Below are 18,850 nucleotides of genomic sequence, written 5' to 3'. Positions count from 1 at the left end.
TAAAATAAGGCTAAGTAGTCTTACTTAATCATCCTCGGGTATGATTGTTTCAATGTCTAATTGGAATACAACTTGTTTATAGCCCCCATATTTGCTATAATCGTAGTGTGGTTTTTGACAGAACAATTATCACATAGTTTAGGGGTTCTTTTGAACCCCTTTTTTAATTTTTATATAAGAAAGGGATGTCTCAATTTTTTTATTTTGAGACATCCCCATGTTTTCTATCTTTCGATAATTTTATGTTATTTATTATTATATATGATATACTAAATTGTAAATTAATGTAAATATTGATGATATTTTATTAACAAAATAAATCTAAATATTTTCTTGTTACATTTGAAAATGTTCTAATTTTATTTTGTTCTTAAGAATTAAAGGAGAAATAGTATGGAAAAATTATCGGTAATAATACCAGCCTATAATGAAGAGAAAATGATATTTAATATCTCAAAAATAATATCTTCTCTTTTGGAAAACAAAAATATTCCATATGAATTAATTTTTGTAAATGATGGTTCAAAGGATGACACCTGGGAAAAAATTCTATATGTTTGCAATCAAAATAAAAATATTAAAGGTTTTAACTTTTCTCGAAACTTTGGTAAAGAAGCCGCTATTTTTGCCGGTCTTACATATGCAAATGGGGATTGTTGTGCAGTAATAGATTGCGACCTTCAGCATCCACCTGAAACATTATTGGAAATGTATAAGAAATGGCAAGAAGGATATGAAGTTGTAGAAGGTATAAAGGCTTCAAGAGGTAAAGAATCTTTTTTACATAAAGTGGCTGCTAAACGTTTCTATTCATTTATTAGCTCGGCAACTAAAATTGATATGTCAAGAGCTTCAGATTTTAAATTATTAGATAGAAGAGCTGTAAATATACTAAGATCTATGCCTGAAAAGCATATATTTTTTAGAGCTTTATCTTCTTGGGTTGGGTTTAAGACTACATCAGTTGAGTTTCACGTACAAGAAAGAAATGCTGGAAATTCAAAATGGACTACTTCATCTCTCATTAAATATGCAATTACAAATATAACATCATTCTCTACGGCACCTATGCAATTGGTCACATTTACAGGAATATTATTTTTATTTTTTTCAATTATTTTGGGTGTTCAATCGCTATATAATTATTTTTCAGGGCAATCTCTAGAAGGATTTACAACAGTAGTACTTCTATTGTTAATTGTAGGAAGTGTCATTATGCTAAGCTTAGGTATTATAGGATACTATATAGCGAAGATATATGAAGAAACCAAAAATCGTCCAAGATATATTGTTTCTGAATATAAAAATCATATAAATTAGATCGTATAATCAAATTAAAATTAAACTATTAAATTATTTAGAAAAATTATGAAGGAAACAAAATAACCTTCAATAAAAAGGAATTATATATGAATAAATTATTGCAACTATTTTATAAATATAAGGAAGTTTTAATGTATTTATTTTTCGGAGTTCTAACAACTATAGTAAGCGTTGTGAGTTTTTATATTTCTAGTGAGATATTAGCAATACATTATCTTATTAGTAATGTAATATCTTGGATATTTGCTGTAGGGTTTGCATACGTTACTAATCGTATATGGGTATTTGAAAGCAAAACTAAAGAAATAAAGACAATATTAAAAGAGATATTTACATTCGTAAACTGTAGACTTTTATCTGGAATTATAGATATGATAACTATGTTTATTCTTATAGATATCTTTATTATCGATAATATGTACGCAAAGATCTTTACACAGGTTATTGTAGTTATATTAAATTATATCTTTAGTAAATTAATTGTTTTTAAAGATAATAATGATTAAATTTTACTTTATTCATTTAATTGGGGAGAAAATAATATGAAAAGAAAGTTATTAAAAAATCCTAGGGTTTATATTTCCATTGTGTTGATTTTATTTTTCTTATTTTTTGCAATTCAAGTTCCATATAGTCATGACGATTGGCAATGGGGAAGTAAAGCAAAATGGTTATTAATGCTTGATGGTTTTAAAATCTACAATGGAAGATATCTTGGAAATTTATTTGAAATTCTTATAACAAGAAATATCTTAGCTAAAAATATAGCTCTTACTTCAGGAATGATATTGATTATTTTATCTATATATAAACTTATAGCTCGTGAAGCGAAAACAAAAGACAGAACTGTTTTATTTTTATTGGTATCTATTTTGAATCTAGCAATACCTAGAGATATATTTAGGCAAACATATTCTTGGATCGCGGCGTTTATCAATTTTATACCACCAGTTATACTAATAATATTGTATTTGATTATTATAAACGAAATATTTGACGATAAAGTTAATGATCCTAATACACTAAAATATCCAATTTGGGCAACTTTTTTAATGATACCTTTAGGTATCTCGACGCAGCTTTTCAGTGAACATACGACAGTGTATACGGTCTTTTTATCAGGCTTTATAGTGATTTACACATTTGTAAAGTATAAGAAGTTATATAGTCTTCAAATAGTATACTTAATGTCAACTATAGCAGGTGCTTTTATAATGTTTTCTAATGGATCTTATACTAATGCAGTAAATAATACTGATGGATATAAACAAATTACCTATTCAGTAATGGGGATCGTCGATTTATATGTAAAGCAAATATCTAACTTCTTATTTTTAAATAATTGGTTACTAAATAGTATGCTTGCTATTATTTGTATAATTATCATTCAAAAAAGTTTTGATTCTAATAAGAAAAATTATGTAAAATTGATAATAGGTAAAATTCAGATATTTATTTTATCTACTTACATGGCATATAGTATATGTTATAAGGTATACCCAGCTTGGAATATATTTACTAATCCTGATAAAACGACTTATTTCAACGCACTGTACTCTTTGTTATTCTTTATAACTGTTATAACAGTTATACTTATGTATATTGATAGCAAAGGTCTTAAAATAAAAATATTTATGATCTATGGATCTGGTTTAGCAGTTGCAATGCCATTAATAATTGCAAACCCAATAGGAGCTCGTTGCCTATATGCATCGTATATTTTTTTCATAATATCTACTATTCAATTACTTGTATATTTAGTTAATAACACAAATATTAGATTGCATTCATTCAGTTTTGCAATGGTGGGTATTTTAACTACGATATGTATATTTTATTCAAGTATCTTTATAGATGTAGGTATTGCAGAAAAAACGCGACTAAAAACTATAAATAATGCAGTATCTAATGGAGAAAAGTCTATTACCCTATACAGATTACCATATGAAGATTATTACTGGACTACAGTTCCACCTGATGATCATTGGGAATCATATTTTAAGGAATTTTACGAAATTCCTCAAGATGTTAAACTTTATTTCGAATAGAAATTAGAATTACATATAGATGAGTGATAAACAATAAACCTTTAGTTGTTATTGACTAAAGGTCTATTCATTTTAACGCATCCCTAGATTTCTGTTCCACCGTAGAATCTAGCGATTTTTTCACCAAATCCACCATCAAGGAGTCCATCTTCTAATGTGATGACTAATTTATGGTCAGCTAATAATTCGGTCAGCATTTCTTTATCGATTCCTGTGATAAAGCGAGGATTAATTAAAGTTGCATTGATTCCCATTGTTTCTTGTAATTTTGTGTGAACCTTCTCACCTAATTGATAAAAAGCACCCAGACCGATAATCGCCACTTCACTTCCTTCAATGGTTTTCTTGTATTTGTTTAATTGTGAGAAGTCAGCTTCAACTTTATTGCCTGTTGTAACAATACCTTTGCTTGGCACACGAACGACAACAGGATGTTGATCTTGTTCAACACCCCATTCTAACATGGCTAGATACTCTTCTTTATTAGTAGGCGCAAGGTATACGATATTTGGAATGTTAGCCACAAGTGGGATATCGAACATACCTAAATGCGTCGCGTCCATTCCCGTGATTCCGCTTCCATGAACAACGATTAATGCTGGATTACCATTAACGGCTAAGTCTTGAGACTGATTCATGCCAACCTTTGAAATAGTTTAATATTGAGTCCAAGTCCTCTTAGTTAAACAATAGTTATACCTAGATTAATTATATAGCTTGTTTTTTTCCTAAATATTTTATTAAATATATTACAACTGGTATAGATACAGCCACCAAACTTATTAATACAGTTGAATATAATGTTGGATTTCCAAAAATATTATAAGTATTAGGATAAATAAACATACCTTCCACCTTAATAGACTCTGCCAAATTTATTTCCTTAAAAACTCTAGATAGCACAGCTATCGGAATAAAATCAGATAATAACATCGGTACATAGTACATCCCTAAACTAAATAAAAGTGATATCATATTATTTTTAACTAATAAAGACATTAACATAGTTACTAACGCAAATAAAGTTGCACCTATAAAACTAATTCCTAATCCTATAACATAAAAATCAATAATTCTCATATCAAAAGGAGTTAATCTATAATATTTAAATAACTCTAAAGGTTTATCCCATCCAATAAAATCATATCTTAGCGCGCTCATCATATATATACTATTTATTATAATAAATACTATTGCTGTAAATATTAAGCCACTTAATATTTTAGATAAAACTAACTTATTTTTTCCATTTCTACAACTTAACATTATTTGAGCACTATTACTTTGATACTCATCACTAAATATTGGAGCCAAACCTACTACTATTAGTATGCTTATTAATGTTGCTATAACTTTAAAATCAGTAGTTGTATTCCACCCATATGTAAAATAGGATTTTGGTTCTTCTACATTTTTCACTTTCCCATATATATAATTAAGATTTTTATACTCATATGTATCTATTTTATTTTCTTTTTCTAACTTGATTATTTCACCTTTCATTTCATTTAATTTATAGTATTGATTATCTACTATATACGTTGGCTCTGGATTTACTATAGCATCATATAAATAATGTTTATAAACTACTTCTTCTTTTGTAAGTTTTTTCCCACTTTTTTCTTTTTGAACTATATTTTCTGCAATTTTTTCTAGATTTGATCTTTCCTCTTGTGTAATCACCTTACCTTCATGCTCTTTCATAACACTATAGGCATCATCAATACTATCTAATCCCTTAAACTTTAAGTATACACTTTGACCTACTACATTAAAAATACTAAATAATACAGTTAATATTAAAACTATTATCACTGATTTTTTAGAAAATATTTTATATAACTCAAATTTTATTAAATCTAACATTCCAAATTCCCCCTACTTATTAGCACTTTCATTAAAATAATATAAAAATACATCTTCTAAATTTGGCTCTTCTTCTATGTATTTGACTTCTTTTATATTAGGCTTATTATCCCCTACTATCCTTACACAAATTTCATTATTTGTTCTAATCATGCTAGATATTTTGAACTCATTTTGAACATCTTCTAAATCTATTTCACTAATGTTTAATGTATGTACCTTACCTCTAACAATATCCAAAATATCCTCTAATGATGATTTTTCAACTAATTTACCTTCTTTCATAACAATTATTTCATTTGCCATAAACTCTATATCTGAAACTATATGTGTTGAAAATATTACTACTTTATCTTTAGACAATTGTGATATTAAATTTTTAAATCTTATTCTTTCATTTGGATCAAGTCCTGCTGTTGGCTCATCTAATATAAGTATCTTAGGGTCATTTAAAAGAGCTTGTGCAATTCCTAATCTTTGTTTCATGCCACCTGAAAATTTTCCTATTTTTCTTTTTCTATCTTTTTCTAAATTCACAAACTTTAAAAGTTCATTAACTTTACTTTTCTTAATTTCTTTATCTACACCCTTTAGTGCTGCTACATAATATAAAAACTTTTCTGCTGTGAAACTTTTATAAAATCCTATATTTTGAGGTACATATCCTATTAAATCTCTATACTTAGCCCCTAATTTACTTTTACTTTCTCCGTTTACTAAAATATCTCCACTACTAGGATTTGATACATCCGCAATTATTCTCATTAAAGTTGTTTTACCTGATCCATTTGGTCCAAGTAATCCATATATTCCACTGTGTAGAGTTACATTAAATTTATCTACTGCTAATTTATCTTTAAATTTCTTGCTTATACTGTTTATAATCAGTTCCATAAAATATCCCCCTAAAAGTCAAATGTTCTGTAATCTATACTATTTATACTCTTTTTATAAAATAATTTTGATGCTATTACTACAGATATTACTGACATACCTAAAACTATAAATGTATTGATGTTAGTTATTTCTGCTATTTTCTCATATATACTAATACTCAATACTCCTAATATCCATATCGCTATACATAAAGTGATACTATTTATACTTCTATATATAGAAGTAATAGCTAAAGATATTGATCCTACTAAAAATATAGGAATTAGCCATATACTAATCATTTTAAATAAGTTAATGTCTGAGTAAGTATTATTTAAACCAATACTAATAATGATACTTATAAATATAGAAACCACATTTATAATTATTAATCTTGATAAAACAATTTCTCTTAAAGAGTATTTATAGCTAAGTTCTAACTCCCACACATTCTCATCTCTTCCTTTTATAATTTGAAATATTCCAAGTAGTATTGGTATAGGTGCAATTATAGATGCACTTAAATATATACTTAAATTCAACTTGATTGTGGTTATAGTACCTACTAATATTAATAATAATGATGATATAATATATACTTTGCCAATTAAGCTAAACTGGAATTTAACTAAGGCAATATAATTTTTCATTCTTTCTAAAAATATACTCTGCTCCTTTATGGCCTGTACTTCTTGTTTCGGCATATATGATTTTAATATATCAATTGTAGAATCTATTTTTTGTTCATCAACCTTATTAATTACATAATTATCTAGAAAATCTTCTATATCCATTAAATCTGCTTCTACTAAATCTTCAAATTGTTCATCTTCTAAGTTTTCACATCTTAGTTTGTATATGTTGCAATTCGTCTTCAAACATATCACCTCCAAGTAATTTCTTTAAATTTTTTATTCCATTAAATAATCTTGATTTTATAGTGTTTTCATTATCTCCGGTAATATCACTTATCTCTTTTATTTTTAAATCGTTATAATACTTTAAAAATATTGCTTCTCTTTGAAGACTTGGTAAGTTTGCAACAGCTTCTTTTATTTTTATTGCTTCTTCTTTTTTAGAAATTATATCAATAATATTTAATGTATCTTCTATTTGATGTTTTTCTATATCATAGTTTTTAATTCTTTGTTTATATGTTTTACTTCTAAAGTAATCTTTTGTTGTATTTACTGCTATTTTTAATAACCAACTTTGAAACTTCCTATTTTCTAAATTATATTTATCTATGTTTTTCATCATTTTTATAAATACATCTTGGGTTATATCGTAGGCTATATTATAGTCATTTGTGGTTCTATATATATAGCTATGTACAAGATCATAATGTCTTTTAACTAGTATTTCCATTGCACTTTCATTTCCTTTTAGTATCTCTTTTATTAGCTTTTCATCAGTCTGTGCCAAATTCTCATCCCCCTTTCACTTATATAACGAGTTGTGTTTATAAAAGGTTTTATTTTTTTATAATATATTTTTCTATTTACTTTACTCAATATAATATTTTACTAAAAAAAGGCAGATTGCTCTGCCTTTTTTTGCTTACTTTTTCTATTCATTTAATCTTTATATATATCTAACCGATTATAATCATTTATTAACTTTTCCTTTTTAAAGCTGATCTAAGCATAGTTGCTGAAGTATATGCAATGACAACTATTACCACTAATTTTAAATAATCCATTGGCAATCCTGTAAAAAACTTCACTGCAACTATAACCCCGAATATACCGCTTATTGCAATAGGAAGCGATACTTTCTTACAGTATGCACCTTCTTTTATAAACTTTGCACTCGATACAGGCATTAAAAGTGCACAAGATCCCATCATTATAGGGTATGCAACTGTTGGCGACATCCCTAAAAAATACACCATGGCCATACAAGGCCCATAAAGACCAATTCCAGCAGTCATAAGAGCACCTAATATAAAGTTACCTACAGCTCCTATTAAAAGCTTAGCGCCTGTAAGACCTGTCGCTGTACCACCTCCTGGCATCTTATCTATCCAAGGATGTGATAAAAACATTATTACAGCTGCTACTGCAAGTGCTATACCTACAATGATTTGAACTTTCTTTTCATCCATTTTTGATATGATTCCTGCTCCTAAATACGAACCTACTACTGCTGCCGCTATAAGCACTATAAGTGTAAGCGGATCGACTTTTACTACCGTTGTATATATAAGTGCTTGTGTAATAATCGGTATAGTATGACATACATTTAATGTTCCAGGTATATTTTTGTCTGGAATATTTAGCTTTAAAGCTTTAAATAATGCTATTGATGTTGCAAATGAACCTATTCCTAAAGTATCAAATAAATTTGTTATAAATCCAATAATAGCGCTTTTTACTACACTTATATCCTCTTCCAACTTCTTTGCTTTTGCCGCTATCGAGTAATCTCGACCAAATATTATAGCATAAACGCCTCCAAAAACAATCAACAATCCTCTTAAAATACTAACTACCATTACATTTCCTCCGATGTCAAATTTCTATTTAGTATACTGTTAATTAAAAAATAGCAATAAAAAATAGTAGATTAATAATAATCTACTATCTTTATATTAATAACTAACATAGTTATTTTAATAAATTTTTAACTAAATTACAACTTTTTATTGAACTTCAGCTTTCTTTTTAGTTGCTGACATTAACATTGTAACAGCTGTGTAAGCGATAACTGCAACAACTAGAAGTTTTAGTATATCCATAGGTAAACCTTGGAAGAACTTAATTGCAACTATAACCCCAATTACACCACCTATCACTATACCTAGAGATGCTTTTTTGCTGTATGCTTCTTCTTTTATAAACTTAGAACTTGCAACCGGCATTAACATTGCACAAGATCCCATCATTATTGGGAAAGCAACGTCTGGTGACATTCCTAGGAAGTAAACAAGAGCCATACAAGGTCCATATAATCCTATTCCAGCTGTCATTAATGCTCCTAGTATAAAGTTACCTACTGCACCTATTATAAGTTTAATACCTGTAAGTCCTGTTGCAGTTCCACCACCTGGCATCATATCAACCCAAGGATGAGATAATAACATTATAATTGCTGTAATTGCTAATGCTATCCCCATTATTAATTGAACTTTTTTCTCGTCAAGTTTAGCTATTATTCCTGCTCCAATATATGATCCAACAACCGCTGATGCTATTAATACTGTAAGTGTAAGTGGATCAACTTTAATAACTGCTGTAAATATAAATGCCTCTAAAAGTACTGGTATTGTGTGACTAACATTTAAAGTTCCTGGTATTAGTCTATCAGGTACTTTTATTTTTAAAAACTTAAACATCGCTACTGTAGGTGCAAATGAACCTATGCCTAAAGTATCACCAAAATCAGTCACAAAACCTGTAGCAAGTGATTTTCCAAAGCTAATATCTTCTTCCATTTTTCCTTCTTTATTAGCTTTTACTACATCTCTACCAAATATAATTCCGAAAAACGCTGCAAACGCAACAAATAAACCACGCACAATATTGACTATCATTTCAAGTCCCCTTTCTTTTTTTGTTATATTCTGATAATTCTATCCCTATTGATTACTTAGATTTTGTTTTATACTATAGAGTAGCGATTTTATTTTGCTACTCTATAGTATTCAAATCATTGTTAAATAATTACTTATTTTAAAATAAATCCGTATTTAACTGGATCTTCATCATCAAACATAAAGTTGTTGAATCCTGTCATATAAGCAGAACCACTTATTCTTGGGATTATAGCGTTGATATCTCCAACTTTAGTAGTTTCTACTATTTCACCTTTGAATAATGTTCCTAGTATACTTTCATATACGAATTTTTCTCCTATTTTTAATTCACCTTTAGCGTAAAGTGTAGCAAGTTTAGCACTTGTTCCAGTTCCACATGGAGATCTGTCTACTTGACCTTGACCAAATATAACAACATTTTTGTAAGTTGCTTCTGGATGAGTAGGCTCATCGTAGATTTCAATAAGGTCTACAGTTTTTATGTGAGCTAAAGTAGGATGTTGTATTTCTATAGTTTCATTTATGATGTCTCTTAACTTCATAGATAGTTCAGTTAATTTACCAGCATTTTCTGGAACTATTTTTAATCCTAATTGGCTAGCGTGGATTATAGCGAAGAAACTTCCACCGAATGATATATCGAATTTAACTGTACCAACACCTGGTAAGTCAACTTCTACTCCTTCTTTGTATAAGAAAGATGGTACGTTTAAGAAAGAAACTTCTTTAGCTTTACCATCTACTACTGATACATCTCCTCTTACTATCCCTGCTGGAGCTTCCATAACTATGTGAGTAGTTGGCTCAGTTACTGGAACAACACCAGTTTCTACTGCAACTGTCATAGCACCTATAGTACCATGTCCACACATGTTTAGGTATCCTCCACCATCCATGAAGATTACACCAAAGTCAGCTTCTGGATCACAAGGTTGAGTCATTACTGAACCAAACATATCATTGTGTCCTCTTGGCTCTAACATTATACCAGTTCTTATATGATCTAAGTTTTCCTCTAAGAATTCCTTTTTCTCAGCCATTGTGTTACCTTTTATATTAGGTATTCCACCTACTACGATTCTTGTTGCCTCTCCTGCTGTATGAGAGTCAATTGCTTGAATACTTTTGCTGAATTTCATTTAAAAAATCCCCCTTAGTTTTTATTTGCCTATTTTGCATCTTCGACTTCTCCACTACTCATTTCGAGTTTTAGAAAAAAAGTGCTTTTCGGCGTCAACTTTTTCTATATTATTTCGGCCAATCTTTTCAGTATCTACATGGCCCTCTGTCTTATAATAATCAACTATGGTCTTCATATATTTATTTTTAACAATAAATCCATGAATTACCATAACTGTAAGACTAATAGTTGGAATTAATTCTTTTATTTACTATGGTTTCTCATCTTTAATTTCAAAAAAGCAAGCGCTTTCTTGGCGTCAATTTCATTTGTATTGTTTTCACCGACAACCTCTGTTTCAATTCCTTCTTCAGACTTGTTTATATCTACTATAGTGTTCATGTACTCATTAGTAACTACAAATTTTGCTTGAACACCATTGAAGGTAACTCCTACAGTGGGTATGTCTCGTTTACCTATCTCTTCAAATGTATTTGCGTAATCTACATGCGAGTTTCCCCAACCATCTGAAGATAGGATAACTCCATCTACACGCATAGCCTCTAACCACGCTGCTGTTCTCTGACCGACAAAGGTTTTGTATTTATTGTCTTGAGGTGTACCAAGTACTATAACCCCTACAAGGTCTACATCTTTGTCTTCTCCTACAACATCTAAAAGAGGATCTCTAAAGTGATGGAGAGAGGTTTCTTTTGTTGAAGGTCCTATTCCCATTTGCTTCTCCTCCTTTAAGTCATGGCTCTAAGAGCGCCATCCCTGTATTCATTTGGTGAAATTATCATAGGCACATTACACATATCTATAATAGATGTACCTCCGTGGAATCCACTCGGTTCATCTGAGAATAACTGATTGTCATACATTGCACCTTGCCCGGCAATCTGCTTGACGATTACAACTTTTTTTGAATTAGGTTTGATTTTGTCAAAATATTCACGAGATTCCGCAGCATTTCGCCCATCTTCTACTTTTAAAATGTCCCTAATTTCTTGTATAAATTCGTCACACACTTTAAATGATTCCAGAGCTAGGCTTCTTGAAAATGGCAACCCGCCTTTTAGTGTAACATCCAGATGTATTATATAATCATTTTTGTCCGGTGTCCCACATCTACCAAAGACCATTTGTTCGCTAAGAATACCTTCAGATGATCCAAATTCATGCATTTGTCTGCCATCTTCATCTACACCTGTCAGCATTACATAGACACCCGTAAGTGTATGTGTGATTCCTTCTCCAATTCTTCCCAGTACTTTAGTTGATATCGGTATTATATCCATAATAGTATTTATCTCTCTATTATGGTCTCCTGGTTTAATTATATCTAGCTTGATATCTGTGATCAATTCACAATTTGCCAATAGTTCATCAACTTTACTAACATTTATTATAAGTTCATTTTTGTCAATTTTAGTCTTCGGTCCAGATTTAACTTCGTTAATGTGAAATGGCTTTATTACTAGCCTTCTCAATATTTTTTCTTCCATTAAATTCACCTTTATTTGTAAACCCTACTTCTTAAAATTTAAGAAGCAGGGTTTTATATTTTGACTATTATCTACTAGATACTAGCATGATACTCATATGGTAATGGAACAATCTTACCAGCTGAAGGTATCGCTACTAATTGTCTTAAAGTATCTTTAAGTATTCCTGTTTGCATTTCTATATTATTTGGTTCACCAGCGTTAGCACCCATTGGAACTAATGGAGCAACAGCTCTAGGAGATCCGTTTTGTCTAACTACTGGAGGAAGAGCTGCTATCATTATTGTTGGTATACCAGCTTCTTCTATGGCTCTCTGCACGATCGCGGCAGTTCTATGGCAAGTACCTCAGCCTGCTGTCATAACTACAGCGTCAACGCCCTCTTCTTTAAGCTTTTGAGCTATTTCTGGACCAGTTTTTTCAGTAAATGCTGTTTGGTCTCCACCACCACCCATGAATGTGTAGTGCATTGGAGCGATAGCTTTTACAAATCCTTCTTTAACTATTTCATGTAATCTATCTATAGGGAACATACAGTTTATGTCTCTATTTGCATCTGCGTTATCGTATCCACCATGTGATACCATTAAATCTTCAACTTTAGCACTATCAGGTACAACTCTGTAAGTTGTATCACCTGCTAAATTGAATCTCTTGTCACTCTTTAAATGTACACCTGCTGCTGTAGCTAAAGCAATTGTCATATCTTTTAATTCTTTAGTTACAGGAGTCCATACTGGAGGAGGTGTTATTGGTACGAAAATTTCAGATTGAAGTCCTTTTACTGATGTAAGACTCATATATTTCCTCTCCCTTCTATATTTAAAACCTTGAATTTAGAATTTATTTATTTTCTAAGTCATTCTTTTCTTGCATTCTTTTTTTGATTGCTTCTCTTGTCTGTCTTTCTCTCTCCATATTGTTGAGATACTCTTGGTTTGGCTCTGGATCCAACACTTCTGGATAGCTTAACAGAAATCCAACTTCCTGACCTATTTTAGGCTTATCTTCAGTTATAAGCATTCTGTGTGGAATTTTAAATTGTCCAAGTCTACCTTTTAAATCTATAGTAACACTTGCCTCAGTAATTTCCACGATAACTCCTTCATACATTCTCTCTGAAGATATATACTTTAATCTATCCATACTACATTTTCCTCTCTTTGCCAAATTTACTTATATATTAATCTTAGTTAGCTTCTACTTCGTATATTTCTTTTCTCTTCTTACTCATTGGTAAAGATTGCTCATTTTCTTCAAGAACTATCTTCTCTCCAGTAGCTTTTTCTATAGCATCCACGTTATTTAATTTAACATTTGGATTCCATTTTCTTTCTGGAGTTTTTACTTCTTCACCAACCATAGCTGTTTTAAGCATAGCCATAGCTCTTACTGCATCTTCTGGTGATAAAGTATTGTTTGATAATATTTCGTTCTCTATACCTTGTCTAGACTTGTTGTTATCAACCATGTGAGTCATGTACTTGTTACCAACAACTAGAGCACCTTGAACAGCTGAGAATGTAACACCAACTACTGGTATACCTCTCTTACCGATTTCTTCTATATGAGAAGCGAAGTCTATGTGGTTATTACCAAATCCTTCTGTAGTTATGATAGCTCCATCTACTTCCATAGACTCAACTAACATACCTAATCTCTTAGATACGTAGAATTTCTCAGAGTTTGCTTGTGGAGAACCAACGAATACAACTCCTACTAAATCTACTTCTTCATCATCCATAGCTCTTATTACTAATGGCTCTCTGAAGTAATGTCTTGACATCTCTTTAGAAGCAGGTCCTATACAAGTAAGTGCATGTATACCACCATCTAATACTTCAAGTGGAGAAAGAACTACTGGTATATTTCCAAGGTCAACGTTTGGATGAGCTCCTAATGTACCAACTGGTTCAACTGGTAATATTAAGTTATCATGCATTGCACCTTGTCCCATTATTTCTTTTATTACAACTATCTTTTTCTTTCCTGATCTTCTGTATTGCTCTATAACTTCTTCATCAACAACTAGAGAGTTATCAGCTTTCTTAAGAGCTTCTCTTACTTCTTGTATTACGAAGTCGAATGCCTTATGAGCAGCTAGTGGTCCAACTCTTTCCATGTTAGTTCCAGCTTTTATAGTTGCTTGACCTTTGATGAATATTTCACCTTTGTCAGCAGCACCTGGTCTACCCCACATGATGTTAGTTTCAAGAACACCTTCTGAAGAACCGAATTCACCTATTTGAACTCCGTTTTCGTCTGTTCCTGTAAGAACTGCAACAACACCATCTAATACTCTAGTAACACCTTCACCAAGCTCACCTTCTTCTTTAGTAGCTATTGGTTGGATGTCCATTACAGCTTCACTGTACTTACCGTAATCAGCTGGAGTTATTATTTCTAATTGTAAATCTTTAACTAACTCTTCAGTAGCTTGAGCATCTGCACAGATCTCTTCAGCTTTTCTTATGAAAAGAGTAGTTCCTTCGATTTTAGTCTCATCAGCAAATTCAACTTTTTCTATTTTATAGTGAGTTTTCTTTAAACTTCTAAGCAGTTTGCTTTCATCAACTGGAGCTGCAACTTCTGCTACTGGAGCAACTGCTGCACTTTCTACTGCTGCAGCTGGTACAACACCCATTTGAGCTGCTACACCTAAAGGAATTTCTAAGTTGATATCTCTTCCTTCACCTATATGAATCTTAACAGTTTGTCCTGATGCTGCCATTGGAGCAACTGGTGCTACTGGAGCTACTGCTGCTACTGCATCAGCAACTGGTGCTTCTTCTTCTGCTGGTGCTTCTTCTACACCTGCCATTGGAACTACAGCGTCTAAATCAGCAGCTGTTATTGGCATTAAAGCGTCTACAGTTTTCACTAATTTCGCTCCTAAAACTTGACCAATTTTTAAGCATTCGTCTGAAATAGTTAATAATCCTGAATCTTCTAAATCCGCAAATATAGCTGGATCTTCTAAATTTGATGGTTCTAATACTGTCCCTGCCTCAGCTCTACAGCAGCATACCGCTGGGTCATTTTCATGAGCTTTCGCTGTTTCTACAGTTATTGACATATTAAAATACCTCCTCTGTTATTTTTTTCTTCTATATAGTCTATGTCCAGCCGCTCTTAATGTATGGTCTGTACTATGGTATACTGGCAATCCTAACCTAGGTGCCACTTGCATCACTGTGTTAGTTCAATCCTCACAGTTAGCTATAAGTACAGCTTCAGCGCCTTGACTTTTTAGCTTAAGAACTGTTTCTGCTTGTCCTGGACAGATTCCAGGTAAGTCACATCTATATCTTCCATTAACTTCTACCATTCTCTTGCATCTTTCTTCTGCAACTACTTCAGCATTCATCATAGAAGCTATTTCTTCTAATCTTTGCTCTTGAGCTCCACATTCACATGCAATTATTCCTAACTTTTTCTTAGTTGTTGGGAATGGCATAGAAACTAATATTCCACCAAGTGTCTTAACTACAGGGCTATCTTCTTCACCGTGTTTACCTGTGAAAGGTCCACCTAAAACGATTTCCCCGTATGGTTTAACAAATCCACCGGCTTCTTCTATAAAGTATTTTACAGGCATCCCTATAGGAACATCTAAAAATACATGACCTTCGTTTTCAGCGCCTTTAACTCTTCCTGCTACAGTTAAGTCTTTAGTTATAACTGGTCTTCTATCTTCAATTGCAGCAACTATATTTTTTATAGTCTCAACATTTGATATTATTGCATTTGCCTCAAGTGGCAATTGACCAGGTACAAGTTCTACACCTAATAGTTCTCTTATGATAACTCTCTCGTCACCAGCTGGGTACATATTAGATAAAAACTTCACTTCTACCTTAGGCTCGTTCTTACAAGCGTTTTCTAAAGCATCGACAGCTTCTTTATGATGTTTCTTTATAGCTATATACGCCTTATCAGCTTTTGTAATTTCAAGCATGTATTTTAAACCTTTAACTATTACTTCTGGGTGCTGTTCCATGAATCTCATGTTGTGTTCAAGAATTGGTTCACACTCAGCGGCGTTTGCTATAACTACTCCACCAGGTAATTCACCTTTTAATTTAACATGAGTAGGGAATCCTGCTCCTCCTGATCCAACTACACCTGCTTCTTGTATAGCTTCTAGGTAAGTGTCAGTATCTTTTATTTTTACAAATTCTTCAGGTTGATCTTCATCAGCCTCTATAAATATAGAAGCATCTGTAATGTCCACTACTTTACCATATACACTTGAGTGAATATTGGCTCCAAGTCCCGTTGGTTCAGCAATAAGTTGTCCTTTTTTAACAGATTGTCCTACTTCAACGATTGGTTTACATGGTGCTCCTACGTGTTGTCTTAGTTCTAATCTAAGTACGATTGTAATCACCCCCTCCTAAATTTATCACTACAGAATATATTAAGCAACTTGCGTGCCAACTTCATCAGTTAAAGTTTTTTTCTATAGTGACATTTTATATTATAGCATTTATTAAGGTGTTTGCTATATTTTAAATTTTTCCTTTTTTAATTTCATCATAAATTTAACGAAATAAATCATTAGAGATTCTAGTCTTTACAGGGTCATTTTGTCGGATTTTGGACACTTTTGTTGTATTAATGATCAAATTTATTGATAAAAAATCGTCAAACCCATGAATTTACTAGATCGTTAATTTTTTTTCATATTTCGTCAAGAATTAGTCATATGTCTATTTTTCGACATTTTAATTTTTCTGGAATTTTATATTGTATTGTTCTATCTTATAATATAGTGTTGTTCTGGGTATATTTAATATCTTAGCGGCTTTAGCCTTATTGCCATTAGCCATTTTCAGAGCTTTATTAATATTTTTTATCTCTAGTTGTTGAGTGGCTGTAGTCAAATCTAAAGGATAATCTTCTTCAATAGCTATCTGTTTCGTCTGCTCGATTAAATAGCTCGGGAGGTCATCTACATCTATTGTATTCGAATTAGAAAGAACTACAATATTTTCAATAGTATTTCTAAGCTCCCTTATATTTCCTTTCCACCTGCAAGCTTCTAATACTTCAAACGCTTCCTTAGTAATGTTTAAAATAGGTTTGTTATTTTGTAAGCAAATTTCCTCTAGAAAACTGTGTACTAACAAACCTATATCCTCTTTACGTTCTCTAAGCGGCGGTATATTTATTTCTACTACATTTAATCTATAGTATAGATCTTCTCTAAATGTTTCTTCTTTCACCATGGCCTCAAGATCTTTGTTAGTGGCAGATATAACCCTTACATTTATTTTTATTGTAGTATCCCCACCGATTCTTCTAATTTCCTTTTCTTGAAGCACCCTAAGAAGTTTCGCCTGCATATTTAACGGTAAATCTGCAATCTCATCCAAAAATACTGTTCCATCTCTGGCTAATTCGAAAATTCCAGACTTCCCCTTCTTGCTTGCTCCTGTAAATGCACCTGATTCGTATCCAAAAAACTCACTTTCAAATAGTTCATTTGGAATAGCACTACAGTTAACTGGTATAAATTGGCCTTTTCTATTGCTGTAATCGTGGATTGCTCTAGAAAAAACTTCTTTTCCCGTACCACTTTCTCCGCAAATAAATATACTACTGTTGGTCTTTGCGACTTGTTTTGCAATTGACTTAGCCTTTTCTAGTTTGTAACTTTTTCCTAATATATCGTTAAAACTTCCCTTTGATAGGTTTTTAACCTCATCTTGTAGGTATTTCAACTTATCGTGAGTTTGCTCTAGTTCTATTGATAAATTTTTAGCTTCAGTTACATCGACTTCCGTACAGACAACTCCAATAAATTCATCTTTGAAAAATATAGGTTTAGCATGAACAAGTCCGTGCATTCCCTTCTTTTTATATGTGTAGTATACATCGCTCATGCTCTTCTTAGTATTCAGTACTTTTTCAGAGACCGTTCCCTCTAAAAAATCGCTCATCTTACTTCCAACTATTTCTTCAGATTTAATATTGTAACGCTCTTCCATAAATTTATTCCATAGTATTACTACGCCCTCTTTATTTATAGCGCATATACCTTCTTTTATCTCGCCTATGATATACTTCAAAGTTATTCCATAGTCTTCTAAATTCATGTAAAGATAGTCTCTGATATGCTCTTGTGTCAGCACTCCAATAATCTTTTTATCTTCCATTACAGGAAGTATACCTATTTCATTCTTTATCATTAGGTCTCTACACTCGTCGAGATTAATTCCTTTTTCTACAGTGATCACATTTTTCTTCATAACTTGATCTACTGTTTTGCTTTTGCTCTCTTTACGGTTATCTAGATGATGTATATCAGTCATAGATATAATACCCTTTAAATCTTTCTGGCCATCTATTACAACTAAAGTTTTTCTATTTGTCCTTATCATTTCGTTTATAACATCTTGAATAGACAAATTAGTATTTACAGATGCGATTTTCAAATCCATTACTTCTTCTACTTTTTTTACTTCTGGAATAGAAAACATAACTTTCCCTCCCCCGATTGATGTATACTTTAATTTTAACACAATCTACAGTAAAAATATAAAAAATAGATTTCTTGCTATTAATT

The 18,850-nt window shown here is 31.5% G+C and carries 19 protein-coding genes; 3 read left to right on the top strand and 16 right to left on the bottom strand.

The window, feature by feature from the left end; all coding sequences use genetic code 11:
* Positions 1-393 precede the first annotated feature (393 nt).
* The 3 genes from J2Z43_RS06805 to J2Z43_RS06795 all read left to right on the top strand — a co-directional run bounded on the left by J2Z43_RS06805 (position 394) and on the right by J2Z43_RS06795 (position 3,371).
* Positions 394-1,320, top strand: coding sequence for a glycosyltransferase family 2 protein (locus J2Z43_RS06805; protein ID WP_209456493.1), 927 nt, complete (start codon positions 394-396; stop codon positions 1,318-1,320).
* 89 nt (positions 1,321-1,409) lie between these two features.
* Positions 1,410-1,829 (top strand): GtrA family protein, encoded by a 420-nt coding sequence (locus J2Z43_RS06800; RefSeq protein WP_209456492.1) that lies wholly within the window; start codon positions 1,410-1,412, stop codon positions 1,827-1,829.
* Positions 1,830-1,865: 36 nt separating this feature from the next.
* Positions 1,866-3,371 (top strand): DUF6056 family protein, encoded by a 1,506-nt coding sequence (locus J2Z43_RS06795; RefSeq protein WP_209456491.1) that lies wholly within the window; start codon positions 1,866-1,868, stop codon positions 3,369-3,371.
* A gap of 83 nt (positions 3,372-3,454) precedes the next feature.
* Here J2Z43_RS06795 and J2Z43_RS06790 read toward each other — a convergent pair whose 3' ends face one another.
* The 16 genes from J2Z43_RS06790 to prdR all read right to left on the bottom strand — a co-directional run bounded on the left by J2Z43_RS06790 (position 3,455) and on the right by prdR (position 18,764).
* On the bottom strand, positions 3,455-4,009 hold the full coding sequence (locus tag J2Z43_RS06790; protein WP_209456490.1) for a transketolase C-terminal domain-containing protein: 555 nt from the start codon (positions 4,007-4,009) through the stop codon (positions 3,455-3,457).
* Between the two features lie 70 nt (positions 4,010-4,079).
* On the bottom strand, positions 4,080-5,237 hold the full coding sequence (locus tag J2Z43_RS06785; RefSeq protein ID WP_209456489.1) for an ABC transporter permease subunit: 1,158 nt from the start codon (positions 5,235-5,237) through the stop codon (positions 4,080-4,082).
* A gap of 12 nt (positions 5,238-5,249) precedes the next feature.
* A complete protein-coding gene (locus J2Z43_RS06780; protein WP_209456488.1) occupies positions 5,250-6,131 on the bottom strand; it encodes an ABC transporter ATP-binding protein in 882 nt (293 codons plus the stop codon).
* 11 nt (positions 6,132-6,142) lie between these two features.
* Complete coding sequence (locus J2Z43_RS06775; RefSeq protein WP_327786934.1) at positions 6,143-7,000, bottom strand: hypothetical protein; 858 nt, start codon at positions 6,998-7,000, stop codon at positions 6,143-6,145.
* Positions 6,954-7,538, bottom strand: a complete 585-nt coding sequence (locus J2Z43_RS06770; protein WP_209456486.1) for an RNA polymerase sigma factor — start codon at positions 7,536-7,538, stop codon at positions 6,954-6,956. Before J2Z43_RS06770 ends, J2Z43_RS06775 begins: the two co-directional genes overlap by 47 nt.
* 190 nt (positions 7,539-7,728) lie before the next feature.
* Complete coding sequence (locus tag J2Z43_RS06765) at positions 7,729-8,610, bottom strand: sulfite exporter TauE/SafE family protein (RefSeq protein ID WP_209456485.1); 882 nt, start codon at positions 8,608-8,610, stop codon at positions 7,729-7,731.
* A gap of 147 nt (positions 8,611-8,757) precedes the next feature.
* Complete coding sequence (locus J2Z43_RS06760) at positions 8,758-9,648, bottom strand: sulfite exporter TauE/SafE family protein (protein WP_209456484.1); 891 nt, start codon at positions 9,646-9,648, stop codon at positions 8,758-8,760.
* A 134-nt stretch (positions 9,649-9,782) separates the two neighbouring features.
* Positions 9,783-10,790 (bottom strand): proline racemase, encoded by a 1,008-nt coding sequence (locus tag J2Z43_RS06755; protein WP_209456483.1) that lies wholly within the window; start codon positions 10,788-10,790, stop codon positions 9,783-9,785.
* A 54-nt stretch (positions 10,791-10,844) separates the two neighbouring features.
* Positions 10,845-10,967 carry a hypothetical protein gene (locus J2Z43_RS15030; protein ID WP_268828394.1) on the bottom strand — a complete coding sequence of 41 codons (123 nt, stop codon included), beginning with the start codon at positions 10,965-10,967 and terminating at the stop codon, positions 10,845-10,847.
* 68 nt (positions 10,968-11,035) lie between these two features.
* A complete protein-coding gene (locus J2Z43_RS06750; RefSeq protein WP_209456482.1) occupies positions 11,036-11,506 on the bottom strand; it encodes a glycine/sarcosine/betaine reductase component B subunit in 471 nt (156 codons plus the stop codon).
* A gap of 14 nt (positions 11,507-11,520) precedes the next feature.
* Positions 11,521-12,279, bottom strand: a complete 759-nt coding sequence (gene prdD, locus J2Z43_RS06745) for a proline reductase cluster protein PrdD (RefSeq protein WP_209456481.1) — start codon at positions 12,277-12,279, stop codon at positions 11,521-11,523.
* Between the two features lie 74 nt (positions 12,280-12,353).
* Positions 12,354-13,079, bottom strand: coding sequence for a D-proline reductase (dithiol) protein PrdB (gene prdB, locus J2Z43_RS06740; RefSeq protein ID WP_077173604.1), 726 nt, complete (start codon positions 13,077-13,079; stop codon positions 12,354-12,356).
* Positions 13,080-13,122: 43 nt separating this feature from the next.
* Complete coding sequence (locus J2Z43_RS06735; protein WP_027701100.1) at positions 13,123-13,425, bottom strand: CBO2463/CBO2479 domain-containing protein; 303 nt, start codon at positions 13,423-13,425, stop codon at positions 13,123-13,125.
* Between the two features lie 43 nt (positions 13,426-13,468).
* Positions 13,469-15,355 carry a D-proline reductase (dithiol) proprotein PrdA gene (gene prdA / locus J2Z43_RS06730; RefSeq protein ID WP_209456480.1) on the bottom strand — a complete coding sequence of 629 codons (1,887 nt, stop codon included), beginning with the start codon at positions 15,353-15,355 and terminating at the stop codon, positions 13,469-13,471.
* A gap of 18 nt (positions 15,356-15,373) precedes the next feature.
* Positions 15,374-16,660 (bottom strand): proline reductase-associated electron transfer protein PrdC, encoded by a 1,287-nt coding sequence (gene prdC, locus J2Z43_RS06725; protein WP_327786943.1) that lies wholly within the window; start codon positions 16,658-16,660, stop codon positions 15,374-15,376.
* A gap of 346 nt (positions 16,661-17,006) precedes the next feature.
* A complete protein-coding gene (gene prdR / locus J2Z43_RS06720) occupies positions 17,007-18,764 on the bottom strand; it encodes a sigma-54 dependent transcriptional regulator PrdR (protein WP_209456479.1) in 1,758 nt (585 codons plus the stop codon).
* Between the last annotated feature and the right edge of the window lie 86 nt (positions 18,765-18,850).

This window comes from Metaclostridioides mangenotii (assembly GCF_017873185.1).
Classification (GTDB): domain Bacteria; phylum Bacillota; class Clostridia; order Peptostreptococcales; family Peptostreptococcaceae; genus Metaclostridioides; species Metaclostridioides mangenotii.
Note: the sequence above shows the minus strand (reverse complement) of the source record. Positions and strands in the feature narration are given on the sequence as shown.

Coding starts and splice junctions, on each gene's coding strand:
- J2Z43_RS06805 (WP_209456493.1), top strand. CDS start 394: ATGGAAAAATTATCGGTAATAATACCAGCCTATAATGAAGAGAAAATG.
- J2Z43_RS06800 (WP_209456492.1), top strand. CDS start 1,410: ATGAATAAATTATTGCAACTATTTTATAAATATAAGGAAGTTTTAATG.
- J2Z43_RS06795 (WP_209456491.1), top strand. CDS start 1,866: ATGAAAAGAAAGTTATTAAAAAATCCTAGGGTTTATATTTCCATTGTG.
- J2Z43_RS06790 (WP_209456490.1), bottom strand. CDS start 4,009: ATGAATCAGTCTCAAGACTTAGCCGTTAATGGTAATCCAGCATTAATC.
- J2Z43_RS06785 (WP_209456489.1), bottom strand. CDS start 5,237: ATGTTAGATTTAATAAAATTTGAGTTATATAAAATATTTTCTAAAAAA.
- J2Z43_RS06780 (WP_209456488.1), bottom strand. CDS start 6,131: ATGGAACTGATTATAAACAGTATAAGCAAGAAATTTAAAGATAAATTA.
- J2Z43_RS06765 (WP_209456485.1), bottom strand. CDS start 8,610: ATGGTAGTTAGTATTTTAAGAGGATTGTTGATTGTTTTTGGAGGCGTT.
- J2Z43_RS06760 (WP_209456484.1), bottom strand. CDS start 9,648: ATGATAGTCAATATTGTGCGTGGTTTATTTGTTGCGTTTGCAGCGTTT.
- J2Z43_RS06755 (WP_209456483.1), bottom strand. CDS start 10,790: ATGAAATTCAGCAAAAGTATTCAAGCAATTGACTCTCATACAGCAGGA.
- J2Z43_RS15030 (WP_268828394.1), bottom strand. CDS start 10,967: ATGAAGACCATAGTTGATTATTATAAGACAGAGGGCCATGTAGATACT.
- J2Z43_RS06750 (WP_209456482.1), bottom strand. CDS start 11,506: ATGGGAATAGGACCTTCAACAAAAGAAACCTCTCTCCATCACTTTAGA.
- prdD (WP_209456481.1), bottom strand. CDS start 12,279: ATGGAAGAAAAAATATTGAGAAGGCTAGTAATAAAGCCATTTCACATT.
- J2Z43_RS06735 (WP_027701100.1), bottom strand. CDS start 13,425: ATGGATAGATTAAAGTATATATCTTCAGAGAGAATGTATGAAGGAGTT.
- prdA (WP_209456480.1), bottom strand. CDS start 15,355: ATGTCAATAACTGTAGAAACAGCGAAAGCTCATGAAAATGACCCAGCG.
- prdR (WP_209456479.1), bottom strand. CDS start 18,764: ATGTTTTCTATTCCAGAAGTAAAAAAAGTAGAAGAAGTAATGGATTTG.